Here is a 15,921-nt window from a genome sequence, read left to right on the forward strand (position 1 = left end):
GCTTGCCCGCGAATGCGTTTCTTCAACCACCTATTGCATGGCTGACACGCCGCATTCGCGGGCAAGCGCGCTCCTACAAAGAGGCTCATCGTGCCGACAATTTAATCGTGCCCACGGTCCGCGTGGGTATGCATGCCGCGACGCTCTGCGTCATCGGGTACCAGCTGAAGAATCCCGCGCCGCAGGACGCAGAGCTCCGGGCGCTGCATTCCCGGCTACGGCCGCGCGTTTTCGGCGAGTGGCGGCGGGTTTTTCAGCCACAGCTGCAGTTCAGCTTCAGCCTGTTCCAGTGCCGTGCGGTTGAGCAGGCGGCGCAGCAGGGCGACGTTGACGGCGCGGGCGCGCAGGTTGAAGGCGGTGCTGCGCTCGCTGGCGTCGTCGGGCTGGTACACGCCGAGTTTTTCATAGAGCTGCTGCAAGCGGTTCTGCACGCTGCGCAGTGACAGGTTGCGCCGCGTGGCAATGGTGCGGTCGGTCAGCCCCAGAGCGATGTCTTGCAGCACTTCGTACTCACCATCGCTCAACCCGGAAAGCTGATCATGGGCCTTGAGTTGCACGCCGCGAATCTCGCGGTCGATCACGCATTGCTGCTCGATGAACAGCCCTCTCAACGCCAGACGCAAGCGCTCTTCCGACGCGGTTTTAAGGATGTAGCCATACGCAGCGCCCTGGGGCACGATGCGCGCAATCCCGCGTACATAGGCCTCGTCCGAATAATTGGACCAGAACAAAATTGACGTGTCCGGCTGCAGCCGCCAGATGGTTTTTGCTGCCTCAACGCCGGTGCGGCAAGGCATCTGCAGGTCCATGACCACGGCATCCACCGGGCTCTGGCTGAACAGCCGCTCGCCAATCTGACCGTCTTCGGCTTCCAGCAGGCGCGTGCATTCCGGCAGGGCCACCTCGATCACTTCGCGCAGGAACGCCCGGTGCACCGGGTCGTCTTCGATCAACAGGACTTGCATGGCACCTCCGGCGCGGTAACGGGTTCAAGCGCAAAGTCTGTCAGCGGCAGGCACACACGAACCCGGGTGCCGCGCTCACCGGGCCCCGGCTCGATCTGCAACTGCGCCGCCATCAGCTGCGCGCGCACTTGCATGTTCTGGATGCCCCCCGTGTTGAAGCGTTGATTGGCCTCCAGGCCCACGCCATCATCGTCGATGGTCAGTTGCAAACCCTCGCGCGTCTGGCCAATGTTGATGACGATGCTGTCCGGCATGGCGTGCTTGATCGCATTGTTGACGGCTTCCTGAATGATGCGGAACAGCGCGACCTTCACCGACTCCGGCAAACGATCGCCCATGCCCTGCGTGCTGTCCTGCAGCCGCGTCGCGATGCTCAGCCCGCTGTCGCGCACGCTGCGCCGCAACAAATCCTCAAGGCCTTCTTCAAATCCGAACAGCTGCAGCACCGTTGGCTTCACCGCGTCGATGAGCTGCCGCAGCTCCTGCATGCTGTCTTTCAGCGCCCGCGCGATCCCGCGCAAGTCTTCCCCCGGCACGTTGGGCAGGGTTTCCAGGCGGGCGATGCGCCGATGCAGGCGGGTCAGGTCGGCGAGGGTCTGGTCGTGCAAGTCCATGCCGACCCGCTGACGCTCGCGCTCCAGCTCTTCGGTCAGGCGCAATGCGCCCTGACGCAACCCCTCTTCACGGGCGCGCACCTGGGCCTCGGCGATCGCCAGTTGCTTGGCCTGCTCGGTCTGTCGCAGGGCATATACGTAGGAGGCCAGCAGATCGGCGACGTGCTGGGTGTGACGAACGTCATCCAAAGTGTAGAAATGCTCGGTGTGTTTGGAGCAACTCAACGCGCCGATGATTTCACCGCGCGCCCGCAGAGGCACATGCAGGCGGCTGCGTAAACGGGCATCGAAGATCGGGTGGTTGATGGCGCCGGGAAAGGCAAACCGGGCATCGTTCATCGCATCGTGGGTCAGCAGGAACGCCTGTTCACCCAGCAGCACGGTGCGAATCGGGCTGGTGTGCACCGGCATGGGCTGGGCGACATCACCCCACAGCGTGTGCACACCGCTCTCATAGGTGATGTGCTCGCGGCCATCGAGGACGAACAGACACACATCGAGGTGATCGTGGGGCAGGATCGGGCTGATCTCCCGCGAGACGGCGTCGATCATCGACTGGAAATCCAGCTGGCCGGCCAGGGCGCGGGAGATGCCGAGAAAGTGGTGCAGCACGTCTTCGGCGAGGGTGTGCGGTCGCTGTGCCATGGGCTCCAACCTGCTTTTATTTTTGGAATCGACCCGTCTTTGCATCGAACGAGGGGCAGTCGCGCCATTATGGCCCTTGTGCGCTAAAAAGAACGCAGGATCCAGCAACCCGGTTGCGGGATCCCGCATCAGGTCTGCACGATTGACCCCTGACGCTCCGCGCCGGGCAGTGCAGACTCGCCGCGTACTGTTCGTTAGAAGGTGCGACCGACGCCGTCGGCCACCCTGCAGCCCCACAAAAATAACAAGGGTTCAACTATGAAAAGTCGTCGTCATCCGCTACGCCGTTCATTGCTCTGCGCTGCACTGGCCGTTGCGCCCCTGATGGCTCTGCCCATCGCTGCCCACGCCGACACGTCTGGCAAAACCGTCGCGCTGTCCAACAACTACGCCGGCAACTCCTGGCGCCAACTGATGCTCGCCAGCTGGCAACAGACCACCGACAAGGCGGTCAAGGATGGCCTGATCAAATCGGCCGACACCTTCACCACCGCCGAAAACCAGGCCACCGAGCAAGCCGCGCAAATCCAGAACATGATTTTGCAGGGCTATGACGCCATCGTCATCAACGCGGCCTCGCCGACGGCGCTCAACGGCGCGGTGAAGCAGGCCTGCGATGCCGGGATTATCGTGGTCTCCTTCGACGGCACCGTGTCCGAACCCTGTGCATACCGCATCTCCATGGACTTCAAGCAGACCGGCATCGAGCAGATGGACTACCTGGCCGGACGCTTCCCCCAGGGCGCCAATGTGCTGGAGGTCCGTGGCCTGGCCGGCGTTTCGGTGGACGAGCGTATTCACTCCGGTATCACCGCCGGCGCGCAGAAGCACCCGAACCTGAAAGTCGTCGGCGAGGTCAACGGCAACTGGTCACCCACCGTGGCACAGAAAGCCGTGTCCGGCGTGCTGCCCAGCCTGCCGAAAGTCGACGCGGTGGTCACCCAGGGCGGCGAGGGGGTGGGTATTGCCCAGGCCTTTGTAGCAGCGGGCCGTCCGTTGCCAGCAATCATCTTTGGCAACCGCGAAGAAGAACTGAGCTGGTGGAAAAAGCAGAGCGACACGCAGGGGTATCAGAGTTTCTCGATCAGCAGCGGACCGAGCATCTCCAGCCTGGCGTTTTATGTCGCGCAGCAGTTACTCGACGGCAAGACCATGCCCCATGACTTGCTCTCGCCAGCGGTGACCGTCACCCAGCAGACCCTCGACGCGAGCCTCAAGGACCTGCCAAAAGGCGGGATCGTCAGCGAGACCTACACCGTCGACGACGTCGCCAAGCTCAAGCCTGCCGCTTCCCTGTGAGCGTTTACATCTGAGCACCGCGGGCCGCGCTGCCTGCGGCCCGCCAAGGAATTTCCGACATGAACGCAAATGGACCTGTGCGGGTCGCCTTCGCCGGCGCCGGCAAATCGTTCGGCGCCGTGCGCGCCCTGACTGACGTCGACCTGAGCATCCGCGCCGGCGAGTGTTTGGGCCTTATCGGCCACAACGGCGCGGGTAAATCGACCCTGATGCAAGTGCTTGCCGGCACCCTTGCAGCTGACTCTGGGCAGCTGTTGATCGAAGGCCGCGACGTGCGCGACGGCTATTCGGTGCAGGTGGCTCGTCAGCACGGCATCCGCTGCGTGTTTCAGGAGCTCTCGCTGTGCCCGAACCTGAGCGTGGCGGAAAACACCCGCTTGATGTCACCGGCCCTGCGCGGCTTTGGTTGGCGGCGCAGGGCAGGGGCGCTGATCGAGGCCATGCTGGAGCAGATTTTCCCCGGTCACGGCATCGACGCCGATGACATCGTTTCTGATCTGTCCATCGGTAAGCGGCAAATGGTAGAGATCGCCCGGGCGTTTATTCACGTGGATGAGCGTCTGGACCTGGTCATCCTCGACGAACCGACCTCGTCGCTGGACGCACGCGTGGCCGAGCAACTGCTGCGCCATGTGCGGCGCTTCGTCGAGGGCGGCGGCAGCATCGTGCTGATCAGCCACATCCTCGGCGAAATGCTCGGCACCTGTGACCGCATCGCTGTGATGCGTGATGGCAAAGTGGTAGAAACCCGTGCTGCGAGCGCCTTCACCCATGACTCGCTGGTGGAGGTCATGGGCGGCACTGCACGCGAGACTCAGGCGGCCGCTCAGGTGTTTGCATCGCGCCGGGAGCAAGGCAGCCCGCGTGTGCAGCAGCAGCCGGCCCGGCAAACCGACGGGCGCACCGTGCAGGCGTTTGCCGGGGAGATCGTCGGCTTGTCCGGTCTCGCCGGCCATGGCCAGAGCCAGTGGCTGACCCAGGTGCTGCGCGATTGCGTCAAGCGCGGCACGGGCGCCAGCTTCGTCGCCGGTGACCGGCAGACCGATGGTGTGTTCTCGCTGTGGTCCATCGGCGAGAACATCACCGTCGGCTCGCTCAACCAGCTCAAGCGCGGCTTGCTGTTGAACCCCGACGCCGAGCAGACCATGGCCGATGACTGGATGAAGCGCATGAGCATCCGCACCCCCGACATGCGCAATCCGATCCTCTCGCTGTCCGGCGGCAACCAGCAAAAAGCCCTGTTTGCGCGTGCCTTGGCGTCCGACAGCCAGATCATCCTGATGGACGACCCCATGCGCGGCGTCGACGTCGGCACCAAGCGCGAGGTGTATTCGATCCTGATGGAGGAGGCGGCGCGCGGTCGCACGTTCATCTGGTACACCACCGAGCTGGAAGAGCTGACCTACTGCGACCACGTGTACGTATTCCGCGACGGCCAGACCGTCCTGGACGTGCCGCGCAGCGAACTGAGCGAGGAGCGGATTTTGCGCAGCTCCTTCGCCGAGGAAACCGCATGAATGCCCCGTTGAACACCGTCGCGAGCGCCCCCGTGGCAACTCGCAACCCCGCCGCACGGCGGGCGCGCATGCTGCGTGCCGCCTTGCCGGCGGTGTCGCTGGTCGTGTTGCTGGCGACCATTTTCATCATGCAGCCCCGGGCCATGAGCTACATGGGCCTTAACCTGATGCTCAACCTGGCGGTGCCCATCGCGCTGGCGACCATCGCCCAGATGCTGATCATCAGCGTCAACGATCTGGACCTGTCCATGGGCAGTTTCATCAGCTTCGTCGCCTGCGTTTCGGTGACGTTGCTCGATCAGCATCCGTTTCTCGGCTGGCTGGCGCTGGCCGGCTGCGTCGGCGTGTATGCGCTGCTCGGCGCGCTGATTCACAGCCGCAATCTGCCGTCGATTGTCGTCACGCTGGGCATGTCGTTCATCTGGGTCGGTGGCGCGATTTTGCTGCTGCCTTCGCCGGGCGGAACCGCACCGCAGTGGTTGCAGGCAATGGTGCGGATCAAGCCGCCGCTGGTCCCGCTGGCGATCATCGCGTGCATCGTGCTGGGGGTTGCCATGCATTTTTTCCTGATGCGCTCGACCGTGGGCGTGGTCTTGCGCGGGGCAGGGGGCAACCCGCTGGCGATTGCCAAGGCTGGCTGGTCGTTGCTGCGCATCAAAGTGGCGATGTACGCCATGGCGGGCAGCTTCGGTGTGTTGTCGGGCCTGTTTCTGGTGGGACTGACGACGTCGGCAGACGCCAATGTGGCGCTGCGCTACACGCTGCTGTCGATCGCCGGAGTGATTTTGGGTGGCGGTGAATTCGTCGGCGGGCGCGTGTCGCCCATCGGCGCCGTGCTGGGCGCGCTGACGCTGGTACTGGCCGGCTCGCTGCTGTCGTTCATCCGCATCTCGCCGGACTGGCAGATCGGCGCCCAGGGCGCGATTCTGATTTTCGTGCTGGCGTTGCGTGCGGCGGTCAATCGTCTGGAGGTACGCCCTGTATGAGCACATCAACGTTGACAGCGCTGCGCGGCAAGCCGTGGCTGTGGTCGTTCCTCGCCGCGTTGCTCATCTGGGGCGCGACACTGGTATTCACCGGCGGGCAGGGCGCAGGTGCATTGCTGTCCGGTGCGCTGGCGTTTTCGACATTTTTCGCGATCGTCGGCATCGGCCAGATGTTCGTCATCAGCACGGGGCCTGGCAACATCGACCTGTCGATCCCGGCCAACATCGCCCTGAGTGGCGCGCTGGGCATGAAACTCATGGACGGCCAGGACGCCAATGTGTGGCTCGGCGTGGTCGGCGTGCTGGGCATCGGCGTGCTGGTGGGCTGCGGCAATTTCGTGCTGATCCGCTTGCTGCGGATTCCGCCGATCATCGCGACCCTGTCGGCAAGCTTCATCTTGCAGTCGCTGGCCATCGCCTACGGCCGCAGCGTGCGGGTGCCACCGCCGGACAGTTTTTACAGCTTCGCCACCGGCCGGGTGTTCGGCGTGCCGTACCTTGCCCTGGTGGTCATCGGTGTGGCGGTGCTCATGGGGTATGTGCTGACGCGCACCCGCTACGGCCGCTCGGTGCTGGCCATCGGTCAGAACGCTCGCGCGGCTGAACTGGCCGGCATTCGCGTCGGCCGGATGCGCTTCGCGACCTACGTGCTGTGCGCCGTGTTCGGCAGCCTCTGTGGCCTGACCCTGGCGGGTTTTTCCGGCGGTGCATCGCTGGGCATGGGCGAGGAATACCTGCTGGCGTCGATCGCCGTTGTGGTCATCGGCGGTACTTCGGTGGCCGGCGGGTTTTCCAACGTCCCCGGGATCTGGGGCGCCTCGCTGTTTCTTTACCTGCTGGTGAGCATGCTCAACACCTTCGGCGCCAGCGCCGGGGTGCGGCTGATCCTCACCGGGCTGATCATCATCGCGGTGATTACCGCTGTCAGCGGACCCAAAAATGCCCGCGCCTGAACCAAGGATCAATCCCGTGTCCGACGACCTCTACGAATGCCATGACAAGCGCTTCCACCGCCTGATCCTGCCCAACACCCAGCTTGAGCGCCTGTACGATCAGTGCCGCTGGGCCGAAGGGCCGGTGTGGTTCAACGACGGCGGTTACCTGCTGTGGAGCGACATTCCCAATCAGCGCATGTTGCGCTGGACGCCGGAGCAGGGCGTGTCGACCTTCCGCAGCCCCTCACACTTCGCCAACGGCAACACCCGCGACCTGCAGGGGCGATTGATCAGTTGCCAGCACGGCACGCGCAGCGTCACGCGCACCGAGCCGGATGGCTCGATCACCGTGCTCGCCGAGCGCTTCGACGGCAAACGGCTCAACTCGCCCAATGACGTGGTGGTGCACCGGGACGGCGCGGTGTGGTTCACCGACCCCAGCTACGGCATCCTCAGCGATTACGAGGGCTATCAGGCGGATGAAGAGCAATCCGGCCGCCACGTGTATCGCATCGACTCGCACAGCGGTGAGGTCACCTGCGTGGCTACTGATTTCGTGCAACCGAACGGTTTGGCGTTTTCGCCGGACGGCCAAACGTTGTACATCGCCGACTCGGGCCGCTCCCATGACCCCGACGGTCCCCACCATATTCGCGCCTTCGAGGTGATCGACGGACGCGAGCTGGGGAAGTCGACGGTGTTTGCGGTCATCGAGCCGGGGGTGCCGGACGGCATGCGCGTGGATGTTCAGGGCAACGTCTGGACCAGCGCCGGCGACGGCGTGCAATGCTTCGCCGCCGACGGCACGCTGCTGGGCAAGATCCGCTTGCCGGAGAAGGTCGCCAACCTGACCTTCGGCGGCCCGCGCCGCAACCGCCTGTTCATCACCGCCAATACGTCGCTGTATTCGCTGTATGTGGCGGTGGCGGGGGCACAGGTGCCGTGAGGCTCAGAGCTTGAAGCGACCGACCACGGTGCGCAGTTCGCCCGCCAGCAGCGACAGCTCATCGGCGGTCACGGCGTTGTCCTCAATGCCTTCCATCAGCAAAAAGGTGCCGTTGCGGATTTCAGTGACATTGCGGTTGATGTCTTCCGATACCGCATGTTGCTGCACAGCGGCGCTGGCGATCTGGGTGTTCATGCCGACGATGGATTCCACGCCCTCGTTGATGGCGTCCAGGCTGCTGGAGGTCTGGTCGGCGGACGTCAGGCAATCCTGCGCACGCTCTTTGCCGGCCTTCATCTGTTCGACGGCGGCGTTGGTTGCCGTCTGCAGTTGCTGGATGATCCGCTGGATCTCGGCGGTGGAGTTCTGCGTGCGCGAAGCCAGGGTTCTCACTTCATCAGCGACCACGGCGAAGCCACGGCCCTGTTCGCCGGCGCGGGCGGCTTCGATGGCGGCGTTGAGGGCCAGCAGGTTGGTTTGATCGGCGATGTTGCGGATCACCTCGATGACCCCGCCGATCTCCTGGCTGTGCACCGCCAGCGCTGCCACTTTCTGCGCGCTGAGATCGACTTCGCCAGCCAGCGCTTCGATGGTCTGGCGGGTCTGCTGCATCACGCCCAGCCCTTTGCCGGAAGCCTGACTGGCCTGTTCCGCGGCACGGGCAGCGCCTTCGGTGTTCTGCGCAACGTCGGCGACGCTGGCGGTCATTTCATTGATGGCCGTGGCCACTTGCTCGGTTTCACCTTGCTGGGCGTTCATCGACAGCTTGGCACGGTCGATGGAGGCGCTCAGGCGCGTCGCTGCATCCGACACCGAGCTGGAGCTGCGTTCAACCTGGGCGAGGGACTCACCAAAGGCTTGCACCATGTGGTTCAAGCCGCTGCCGATGTCGGCCATTTCGTCTTTGCCTGCGATAGGCACACGCGCGGTCAAATCACCCTTGGCGATGCGTTGGGTGGCATCGAGCATCTCCTCCATGGCCCGGCGCATGGAACTGTAGATACCGCTGAACGCGTAGATCAGCAGCAGACCGGCAATGGCAAACATGGCCAGCAGGTAGGTGCGCTCCATGGCGCGTGCGTGCACGCGCTGTTCCATCACCGAGGAGAGAGCCCCCTGCAGCGCGTCCTGGGCCTTATACAGTTCGGCCACCACAGCGTTGCCCTTGCCCGCCAGGCCCTGCATGCCAGTGACGATGCCTTGGCTCGATGCGATCAGGCTGTCCAGGTCGCTGCGGAAGCTGTCCAGGCCGGACAAGGCGTTTGAAACGGGGGACTGGATGCGTTCGGCAAGACCCGCTTCTTCCCGGCGCAGCAAGGCGATGCTTTGCAGGAGCTCCTGACGGATCTGGCTTTCCTGCTTGAGCAGCGCTTTGATGACGCCCCGATCGGACCCCGTCAACGGCTGTCCTTCGTGCAGGCCGCTGGCCAGGCCGCGCATTTGCCCGACCACGTTGATCTGACGTGGCAGTCGCAACGTGCTTTGGTCGATCAGGAACAACGATGCGTAGTCTTCGTCCAGCACCATCCCTGACGTCGCCGACACAAAGTAGATGAAGTTGAGCGTGTCGGTGAGTTGATCATTCCACGCATCGAACATGCTGGCCTGGTCAGCTGCGGTTTTGCTCTGGTTGATCAGACGCTCGGCCGAGGAGCGCAAGCGCTGGACGCGGTCACCGGTTTCGAGTGCGGTCGCGTACTGCCGGTCGGTCTTCTCAAGTGCAGTAAAGGCGTCCAGCAATTTTGACTGGTTCGCGGCGAGGTCAGCCTGTGCCGTCTGATCGCCGCTGAGCAGGCGATTGGTCAGCGCGCGTTGCAGCATCGACAGGCGCAGCACGGGCGTCACATCCGTCAGGTAACGCTGGCCCACCTGTTCGGAGTGGATGCCGGCGATGCTTTCGTTGATCTGGCTGAGCAGGCGAGAGCCCAGCAGCGCCAGGGGAATCAGTACGATGAGTGCAAGCACCCCGAATTTGGCAGGAAAACGTAGGCGGTTGGTCAGGTACACGGCAGGCGCAAGAATGTTCATGCAGTTCTCACAGCCCCGGAGCGGGGCGCGTTGGGTGGTTGTCGGTGAGAACGTTCCGTTTTCTCGGGTTTGAGGTGGCGTTGATACGCTCTTGGAGCTCGTGCGAGAGGCTGATTTCACTGGGCTCTGTCAGCCTGTCGGCGGCGTTCCGGTTAACTTTAAAAAAACTTGTACAACAATTTATATTTGTATAATTCTGGAACTGAAACGTTTAAGTAGTGTCTTTGTGATATCAATCCATGTTGCCGAGCAGTGGCTATTGACGGGTGTCATGAGTCAGCGACCTTTCGTCTTTATCAGCTACCCAGCTGTGATGGCCATGCGATATCATTGGTTCCGTAAATTTTTGACAGCCGAGGGCTTCTGCCATGACCTGTTTGCTGGAAATCGAACAGAAGCGCCTGTCGGCTGTGCATGCATTGCAATGGCTGGAAACGGCGCATAACGAGAATTTTGATCGGCTCTGCCGTCTGGCCGCTGCTCATTTCGGCGTGCCTACCGTGCTGGTGTCGCTGGTGGAGAAGGACCGGCAGTGGTTCCCCGGTCGCGTAGGTTTCGACGCGGGCCAGACTCCGATCGAGCAGTCCTTCTGCCGCTACACGATCCAGAATTCCGGGGTCATGGTGGTCAACGACGCACACCTTGATCCGCGCTTCGCCGACACGGCGCTGGTCACCCGGCCGGGTGGCATACGCTTCTACGCCGGTGCGCCGCTGCGCAATCAGCACGGTGAAGTGCTCGGCAGTTTCTGCCTGATCGACAGCGTGCCGCGCGAGCTGCTCCCGGCTGAGATCACGGTTCTCGAAGATTTTGCCGAGTTGGTCATGGGGCAGATCGAGCAGTGCCAACTGATGCGCTACCGCGATCCGGTGAGCAAGCTGCCCAATCTGCACCAGTTCTTGCTGGACACCCACAATGTGGCGGTGGCGGACACTCAGGTGCGCCTGATGATGGTCATGCGCACACAGGCAGTGCCCAGCGCTGCAGATGTCAGCGTGACCAGCAACCTGGATGCGCAGCAAAAACGCCGTGACATTGCCCACTGCCTGCGCCGCCGTCTGGACGGAATTGCCGAGCTCTATCATGTCAGTGAGCTGGACTTCTGCCTGCTCATGACCTGCGAACGGCATCGGCGCGATGAGCTGATTCGGGTGATGCTCGCGCTGATCACCGAGCCTTTCACCCATCAGCAAGTGGCGGTGGGCCTGGCCTGTTGCGACGACGGTGAAAACTCTGCCGCCGCGCTGATGGGCAAAGCCATACACGCTGTGGGAATGGCCACCTACCGCCAGGTGCAGTGGGCGTCGTATGACGAAGCGGAAGATTGCGCCCAGCGCCGCGCACTGCTGTTGCTCAATGAACTGAACGAGTCACTGGACAGCGGCGACATCTATCTCGAATACCAGCCGCGTTTCAGCCTCCAGGACGGCAAACTGCTCAGCGTCGAGGCGTTGATCCGCTGGACCCACCCGCTGCTCGGCAAGATCTGGCCGGCGGAATTCATTCCGTTGATCGAAAGCGCCGGCAGGATCAGCACGGTAACGCGCTGGGTCATTGATCGCGCGCTCACCGATCTCAGCGGCTGGATCGATCAGGACGTACGCCTCTCGCTGAACCTGTCGCCACTGGATTTCGCTGAGCTGGACATTGCTCAAACGCTGCAGGACGCCTGCCATCAGCATGGTGTTGAACCTGCGCGGCTGGAAGTCGAAATCACCGAAGGCGAGTGGATCCGTGCCGACAAGCGGGTGATCGCTCAGCTGACCCGGATTCGCGAACTGGGTGTCGATGTGGCCATTGACGACTTTGGCGCCGGTTACAGCAACTTCGCCTATTTGCACGAAATCCCCGCCAACATTCTCAAGCTGGACAAGTCGCTGGTCAGCGACCTCGAAAGCAACCCGCGTAATCGCATCATTGCGCGTTCCGTTCTGCACCTGGCCAGCGAACTGGGCTATCGCACCGTCGCTGAAGGCGTCGAGACGTTTCGCTGCATGAGCCTGGTGAGGGAATACGGTTGCGAAGAGGCCCAGGGTTATTTCCTGAGCCGGCCGCTTGGCCTGGCAAAGCTCAAGCAGCAATGCCAGAACATCGCGTTGACCTTCATCGCCCAACCCCCGGAAGCGTGGGGCGACGAGGAGCTGATCAACGCGGCGGTGTTCGACGACGGTCAGGTGACCGAAGCGGCGTGAGGCTTTCCGGCTAACGCCAGTCCCACGTTCACATGCAATCCATTGGGACCGGCTTCAGCCTCCAAACCCGCAGCTTGCAGGACCGCCTTTGGCAGGGAGCGCGTCAGGCCGCATCGAAATCCTTCGGTCTTTCCCGGCTGAAGCCGGTCCCACTGACGTCGCGTTTAGTCGCCCGACACTGGCGTGGGCTGGATGATCTCGACCCAGTAACCGTCCGGGTCCTTCACAAACGCCAGGCTTTTCATGCGGCCATCGGTCAGGCGTTTCTGGAAATCCACCCCCAACTCTTCAAAGCGCGCACACGCCACCTTCACGTCGGGCACAGAAATGCAGATGTGACCGAAGCCGCGCGGGTCGGTGTTGCCGTTGTGGTAAGCGAACTCGGGGTCTTTTTCAGTGCCGTGGTTGTGGGTCAGTTCGAGCACGCCCGGAATGCCTTTCATCCAGACGTTGCGCGCGGCGTCGTCTTGCGGAATCTGCGCCTTGTCCACCAACGCGAGGAAGTACAGGCTGAATTCAGCTTCCGGAAAATCACGTTTTTCCACCAGACTGAAACCCAGTACCCGGGTGTAGAAATCCAGGGAGGCGGTAATGTCTTTGACCCGCAACATGGTGTGGTTGAACACGAATTTTGCGGTCGAGGCGTCCGGGCTGGCCGTGACGCCAGGGAAGGTGTTGAGGTCATTCAGACTCATGGTTGTCTCCGTTAACGCTAAAATGTTGCGTAATGATACGGGCTCAAGCGTGGCGCGCCAAACGCCAAACTTCCAAAGCGCGGCTTGTCGGCGCTGAGCGCGCGGCTCACACTTGGCGGCTCGCCATTCAGGTATCGCTCATGCCTTCCACACTGCGCTTATGCGCCCGCGCTGCTGTTTCTTTACTGCTGATCCTTCCGGGCGTTGCCATGTCGGCCGACGCGATGATCCTCTGGCCCGAAGGCTGGGAGGTCGAATCGCTGCCCCAGCCGCCGGCAAGTGAGGGCCAGCCGGCCGTGCAGTTACGACAGCGCGCGGTGAAAAACGATCAGAACGGTGACCCGGCCATGGTCGTCGAGTTGACACAGACCCGGCTGGAGCCCGGTCATGCGGTCAACGTACAGGGAGTGCTGTTGGCGATGCGCAAGGCGGTGCAGGTGAATTTCGCCAGGGGCGGGTTTCAAAGCGTCTGCACACGAATGAAGGACAGTACGCTGAGCGATATTCCGGCGATGGAAACCACCTGCACAATCACCCAGAACGGCAATCACGTCATGACGCAGACATTGGTGGCTGCGGCAAGCCCGGCGCTGGCGTGGTCTTTGTCCTATGCCGGCTCGGCTGAGGGCTACGCGGCGAACAAGGATCAGGTGATGCACATCAGGAATTCGCTGCGCCTGGGTGAAGCGCCCTAGGGGCACCACACAAATCGCAGGCATAAAGAAGCCCGCCGAAGCGGGCATTGGGGCGCTAATCCTTTAGCAGCCTCTATCCTCTACAAACCGGTGTGAAAAAAACGTGAAGCTCAGGTGCCGTTCAGCCTCCGTTCACCTTTTAAATTTCCGCGCACTAGAGGCCCTTGGCCAGCTTTCCGGCCGTAAGCGAATTTTGGTTATCGAAGTCTCTGTCCCAATGAGGGGCTATGACTGAGCATGCTATAAACCGGTGAATCATTAATAGCGCTGGAAGGTATTAATAGAAAGCTGTTCAGCTAATTGTCAGGTTGGATATCAAAACTGTGATTCATTGCCCGTAAAGTCATGGGTTGAACAAGACTTTAATCGGAACACTCAGTGAGTCACTCTTCGGTTAAAAGTCCCACAAGGAAGCCCTGCCAGCAGAACTTTCTTGTGGCGACGGAACACATGACTAACGACCGCGTAACCAGGAATCCACTGACTCAGCGCCGTATTGTAGTTTCCACGACTTCAAACCGCGGTGGTTGCCGCCCTTGGTTTCAATCACTTCCCCGGTGTGTGGGTTTTGGTAAACCTTGACCACCCGCGGTCGGCGGCGTTTTGGCGCGGCCGGGGTCGTGCCATGAGTGGCGGTGCCAGGGTCGAGAATGGCGATGATGTCGCGCAAGGTCTTGTCGTACGTGCTCATCAGGGCCTTGAGCTGCTGCTCAAACTCGATTTCCTTCTTCAATCCGGCATCATTCTTCAGGTGTTCCAGCTGGGCCAGCTGCTCCTGAAGGGCTTTTTCTGCTGCGCGAAATTCGGCAAGTCTGGACAAAATGGTACTCCGGCAATAAATGGCTGTTGTCAGCCCAACGCAAGCAAGTGTGTGACCGTGTCAGTGTCACTGCCTGTGGTTTCCCCGCTGCCTGTCCGGCTGTTGAATCGGATCCTACTGCCGACACTAACTTGATGACGATGAGGGTCGGAGCAAGACAGGTAGTTCAGTGGGGTGCGGGCAAATAATGCACTTTTTTTCGGAGTTGTAAAATAGGCGGTGGTTAATTGTTAAATCAAACAGCCGCTGGCGCCCAAACCGGTCTGACAAAAATCCAATAATAGGCGTAAAGCGTTGTAAGTAATTTCTTATACTTTGGCGTTATTGGAAACTGTGCGGCTAAAGGCCTTGCTGCAGCGCCGGGTCATCGGCGTTCAACTGCTCCAGCTCCGCCAGCAGCACCTGTACTTTTTGCAATTGTCCGGCGTCTTTCCAATAGCGGATCAGCAGGATCCTCGCACGACGGTCAGCGGGTTCGCGCTTGAGGATGTCCTCAAGCTGGCGCTGTGCAGCTTCCAGCTGGTCGAGGTCGTGCAGCGCCACGGCAAGGTCATAGCGATAAGCGGTGTTGTCGGGTTCAAGTTCGATGGCCCGGGTCAAGGCGAGCAGGGCATATTCATTCTGTTGATGACGCAGCAGCCATTGGCCGAGGGCATGCTGGGCCATGGACGACTGCGGGTGTTTTTCCAGCCACTGTGCGAGTAGCTGGCGCGAGCGATCGGCTTGCCCCTGACGGTCAAGCAACAGAACCAGCGCCAGCCCGGCCTCGAGATTGTCCGGCTCCAGACGGGTTGCCACCTGCAGCGCCTCGATTGCTTTTTGCGGGGCGCCGTCGTTGATGTAGAGCCGGGACAGCGCGAGTTGGCGGGAGGCGCTCGGTACCTGAGCGTTCAGGGCCTGTTCGTACTGCTGGGCCGCCTCCTGGAGCGCGCCGTAATAAAGACCCAGATCATCCGGGCTCAGATCCAGCAGTGCCTCTACAGCGCCGAAGCGCACTGACGGGTCAGGGTCCTCGAGCAGGGGGCCGAGCAGCAGGCTGCGCTGAGCTTCAGGCAACATGGCTGTCACGGCCTGGATCGCCGTTTGCTGAACCAGCGGAGCAGGGCGCTTGAGGTCGCCACGCAGAATCTTCAGCGCCTGCGGGCCCGGGTAATTGACCAGTTCGGCGAGCAGCCCGGCACGGCGGATGTCGGACAGGTCGGTGCGGGTAAATTGCTGATACAGCACGCGGGCAGCGCCCGGTTTGCCACCGTGAGCCTGCTCCAGCGCTTCGGCGTAGCTGTGATTGACCTGCGGGGCGGCAGGCGGCGCATGCCAGTTACGAACCAGCAGCCCGAGGCCGATGACCATTAGCAACAGCGCCAGCGCAAGTGCCACCTGCCAGCGCCGTCGGGCCCCCAGCGGGTCAGGTGTGCGCCGGGAAGACGATTCAGACATATCGGTTTCCGTGTTTGCGTGAGCAGCAGCTTCGGGGAGACACCGCCGGGTGTCAAACGCTGAGGTCGTTCATCACGCCTCTCGTTGCGCGGGCGAGCGATCGACACCCGCCAGAAAAAAGCCCCGAACCTTGCGGGTCCGGGGCTT

At 62.0% G+C, this 15,921-nt stretch carries 13 protein-coding genes and 1 pseudogene; 7 read left to right on the plus strand and 7 right to left on the minus strand.

All coding sequences use genetic code 11. The features are described 5' to 3' along the window. Positions 1-215: 215 nt before the first annotated feature. A complete protein-coding gene (locus LT42_RS02585; RefSeq protein WP_037009690.1) occupies positions 216-965 on the minus strand; it encodes a response regulator transcription factor in 750 nt (249 codons plus the stop codon). Beyond that, complete coding sequence (locus LT42_RS02590; RefSeq protein ID WP_052074980.1) at positions 950-2,224, minus strand: GAF domain-containing sensor histidine kinase; 1,275 nt, start codon at positions 2,222-2,224, stop codon at positions 950-952. The genes LT42_RS02585 and LT42_RS02590 overlap by 16 nt, the downstream gene beginning before the upstream one ends. Before the next feature lie 258 nt (positions 2,225-2,482). Between LT42_RS02590 and LT42_RS02595 the strand changes: the two genes are divergently transcribed. The 5 genes from LT42_RS02595 to LT42_RS02615 are packed head-to-tail and all read left to right on the plus strand — an operon-like array spanning position 2,483 to position 7,907. Continuing rightward, positions 2,483-3,523: an ABC transporter substrate-binding protein gene (locus LT42_RS02595; RefSeq protein WP_037009692.1), complete on the plus strand. Its 1,041-nt coding sequence runs from the start codon at positions 2,483-2,485 to the stop codon at positions 3,521-3,523. A 59-nt stretch (positions 3,524-3,582) separates the two neighbouring features. Next, positions 3,583-5,040 carry a sugar ABC transporter ATP-binding protein gene (locus LT42_RS02600; protein WP_052074984.1) on the plus strand — a complete coding sequence of 486 codons (1,458 nt, stop codon included), beginning with the start codon at positions 3,583-3,585 and terminating at the stop codon, positions 5,038-5,040. After that, a complete protein-coding gene (locus LT42_RS02605) occupies positions 5,037-6,026 on the plus strand; it encodes an ABC transporter permease (RefSeq protein ID WP_081955288.1) in 990 nt (329 codons plus the stop codon). Before LT42_RS02600 ends, LT42_RS02605 begins: the two co-directional genes overlap by 4 nt. Next, a complete protein-coding gene (locus LT42_RS02610) occupies positions 6,023-6,979 on the plus strand; it encodes an ABC transporter permease (RefSeq protein WP_037009695.1) in 957 nt (318 codons plus the stop codon). Before LT42_RS02605 ends, LT42_RS02610 begins: the two co-directional genes overlap by 4 nt. 16 nt (positions 6,980-6,995) lie before the next feature. Continuing rightward, on the plus strand, positions 6,996-7,907 hold the full coding sequence (locus tag LT42_RS02615; protein ID WP_037009696.1) for an SMP-30/gluconolactonase/LRE family protein: 912 nt from the start codon (positions 6,996-6,998) through the stop codon (positions 7,905-7,907). Positions 7,908-7,910: 3 nt separating this feature from the next. Here LT42_RS02615 and LT42_RS26405 read toward each other — a convergent pair whose 3' ends face one another. Both LT42_RS26405 and LT42_RS26410 read right to left on the minus strand, forming a co-directional pair. Beyond that, positions 7,911-8,774, minus strand: coding sequence for a methyl-accepting chemotaxis protein (locus LT42_RS26405; RefSeq protein WP_420806885.1), 864 nt, complete (start codon positions 8,772-8,774; stop codon positions 7,911-7,913). Then, a pseudogene (locus LT42_RS26410) lies at positions 8,775-9,935 on the minus strand (HAMP domain-containing protein); the annotation flags it as partial. A gap of 368 nt (positions 9,936-10,303) precedes the next feature. Here LT42_RS26410 and LT42_RS02625 point away from each other — a divergent pair. Next, a complete protein-coding gene (locus LT42_RS02625; RefSeq protein ID WP_052074987.1) occupies positions 10,304-12,127 on the plus strand; it encodes an EAL domain-containing protein in 1,824 nt (607 codons plus the stop codon). A 164-nt stretch (positions 12,128-12,291) separates the two neighbouring features. On the opposite strand, the gene gloA is transcribed toward LT42_RS02625, so the two are convergent. Next, positions 12,292-12,822, minus strand: coding sequence for a lactoylglutathione lyase (gene gloA / locus LT42_RS02630; RefSeq protein ID WP_037009699.1), 531 nt, complete (start codon positions 12,820-12,822; stop codon positions 12,292-12,294). A 140-nt stretch (positions 12,823-12,962) separates the two neighbouring features. Between gloA and LT42_RS02635 the strand changes: the two genes are divergently transcribed. Further along, positions 12,963-13,517, plus strand: a complete 555-nt coding sequence (locus LT42_RS02635; protein ID WP_037012826.1) for a DUF4946 domain-containing protein — start codon at positions 12,963-12,965, stop codon at positions 13,515-13,517. Positions 13,518-13,971: 454 nt separating this feature from the next. Here LT42_RS02635 and LT42_RS02640 read toward each other — a convergent pair whose 3' ends face one another. Both LT42_RS02640 and LT42_RS02645 read right to left on the minus strand, forming a co-directional pair. Next, entirely contained in the window at positions 13,972-14,337 is a 366-nt protein-coding gene (locus tag LT42_RS02640; RefSeq protein ID WP_037009701.1) for a histone-like nucleoid-structuring protein, MvaT/MvaU family, read from the minus strand. Positions 14,338-14,676: 339 nt separating this feature from the next. Next, the gene (locus LT42_RS02645; protein ID WP_052074990.1) at positions 14,677-15,774 is read right to left on the minus strand and encodes a tetratricopeptide repeat protein; all 1,098 of its coding nucleotides are present in this window, start codon (positions 15,772-15,774) and stop codon (positions 14,677-14,679) included. Positions 15,775-15,921 lie beyond the last annotated feature (147 nt).

The organism is Pseudomonas lutea, assembly GCF_000759445.1.
Taxonomy (GTDB): domain Bacteria; phylum Pseudomonadota; class Gammaproteobacteria; order Pseudomonadales; family Pseudomonadaceae; genus Aquipseudomonas; species Aquipseudomonas lutea.

Excerpts from the sequence above, each read along its gene's own strand:
- LT42_RS02585 (WP_037009690.1), bottom strand. The coding sequence starts at position 965 with ATGCAAGTCCTGTTGATCGAAGACGACCCGGTGCACCGGGCGTTCCTG.
- LT42_RS02590 (WP_052074980.1), bottom strand. The coding sequence starts at position 2,224 with ATGGCACAGCGACCGCACACCCTCGCCGAAGACGTGCTGCACCACTTT.
- LT42_RS02595 (WP_037009692.1), top strand. The coding sequence starts at position 2,483 with ATGAAAAGTCGTCGTCATCCGCTACGCCGTTCATTGCTCTGCGCTGCA.
- LT42_RS02600 (WP_052074984.1), top strand. The coding sequence starts at position 3,583 with ATGAACGCAAATGGACCTGTGCGGGTCGCCTTCGCCGGCGCCGGCAAA.
- LT42_RS02605 (WP_081955288.1), top strand. The coding sequence starts at position 5,037 with ATGAATGCCCCGTTGAACACCGTCGCGAGCGCCCCCGTGGCAACTCGC.
- LT42_RS02610 (WP_037009695.1), top strand. The coding sequence starts at position 6,023 with ATGAGCACATCAACGTTGACAGCGCTGCGCGGCAAGCCGTGGCTGTGG.
- LT42_RS26405 (WP_420806885.1), bottom strand. The coding sequence starts at position 8,774 with ATGGTGCAAGCCTTTGGTGAGTCCCTCGCCCAGGTTGAACGCAGCTCC.
- LT42_RS02625 (WP_052074987.1), top strand. The coding sequence starts at position 10,304 with ATGACCTGTTTGCTGGAAATCGAACAGAAGCGCCTGTCGGCTGTGCAT.
- gloA (WP_037009699.1), bottom strand. The coding sequence starts at position 12,822 with ATGAGTCTGAATGACCTCAACACCTTCCCTGGCGTCACGGCCAGCCCG.
- LT42_RS02635 (WP_037012826.1), top strand. The coding sequence starts at position 12,963 with ATGCCTTCCACACTGCGCTTATGCGCCCGCGCTGCTGTTTCTTTACTG.
- LT42_RS02645 (WP_052074990.1), bottom strand. The coding sequence starts at position 15,774 with ATGTCTGAATCGTCTTCCCGGCGCACACCTGACCCGCTGGGGGCCCGA.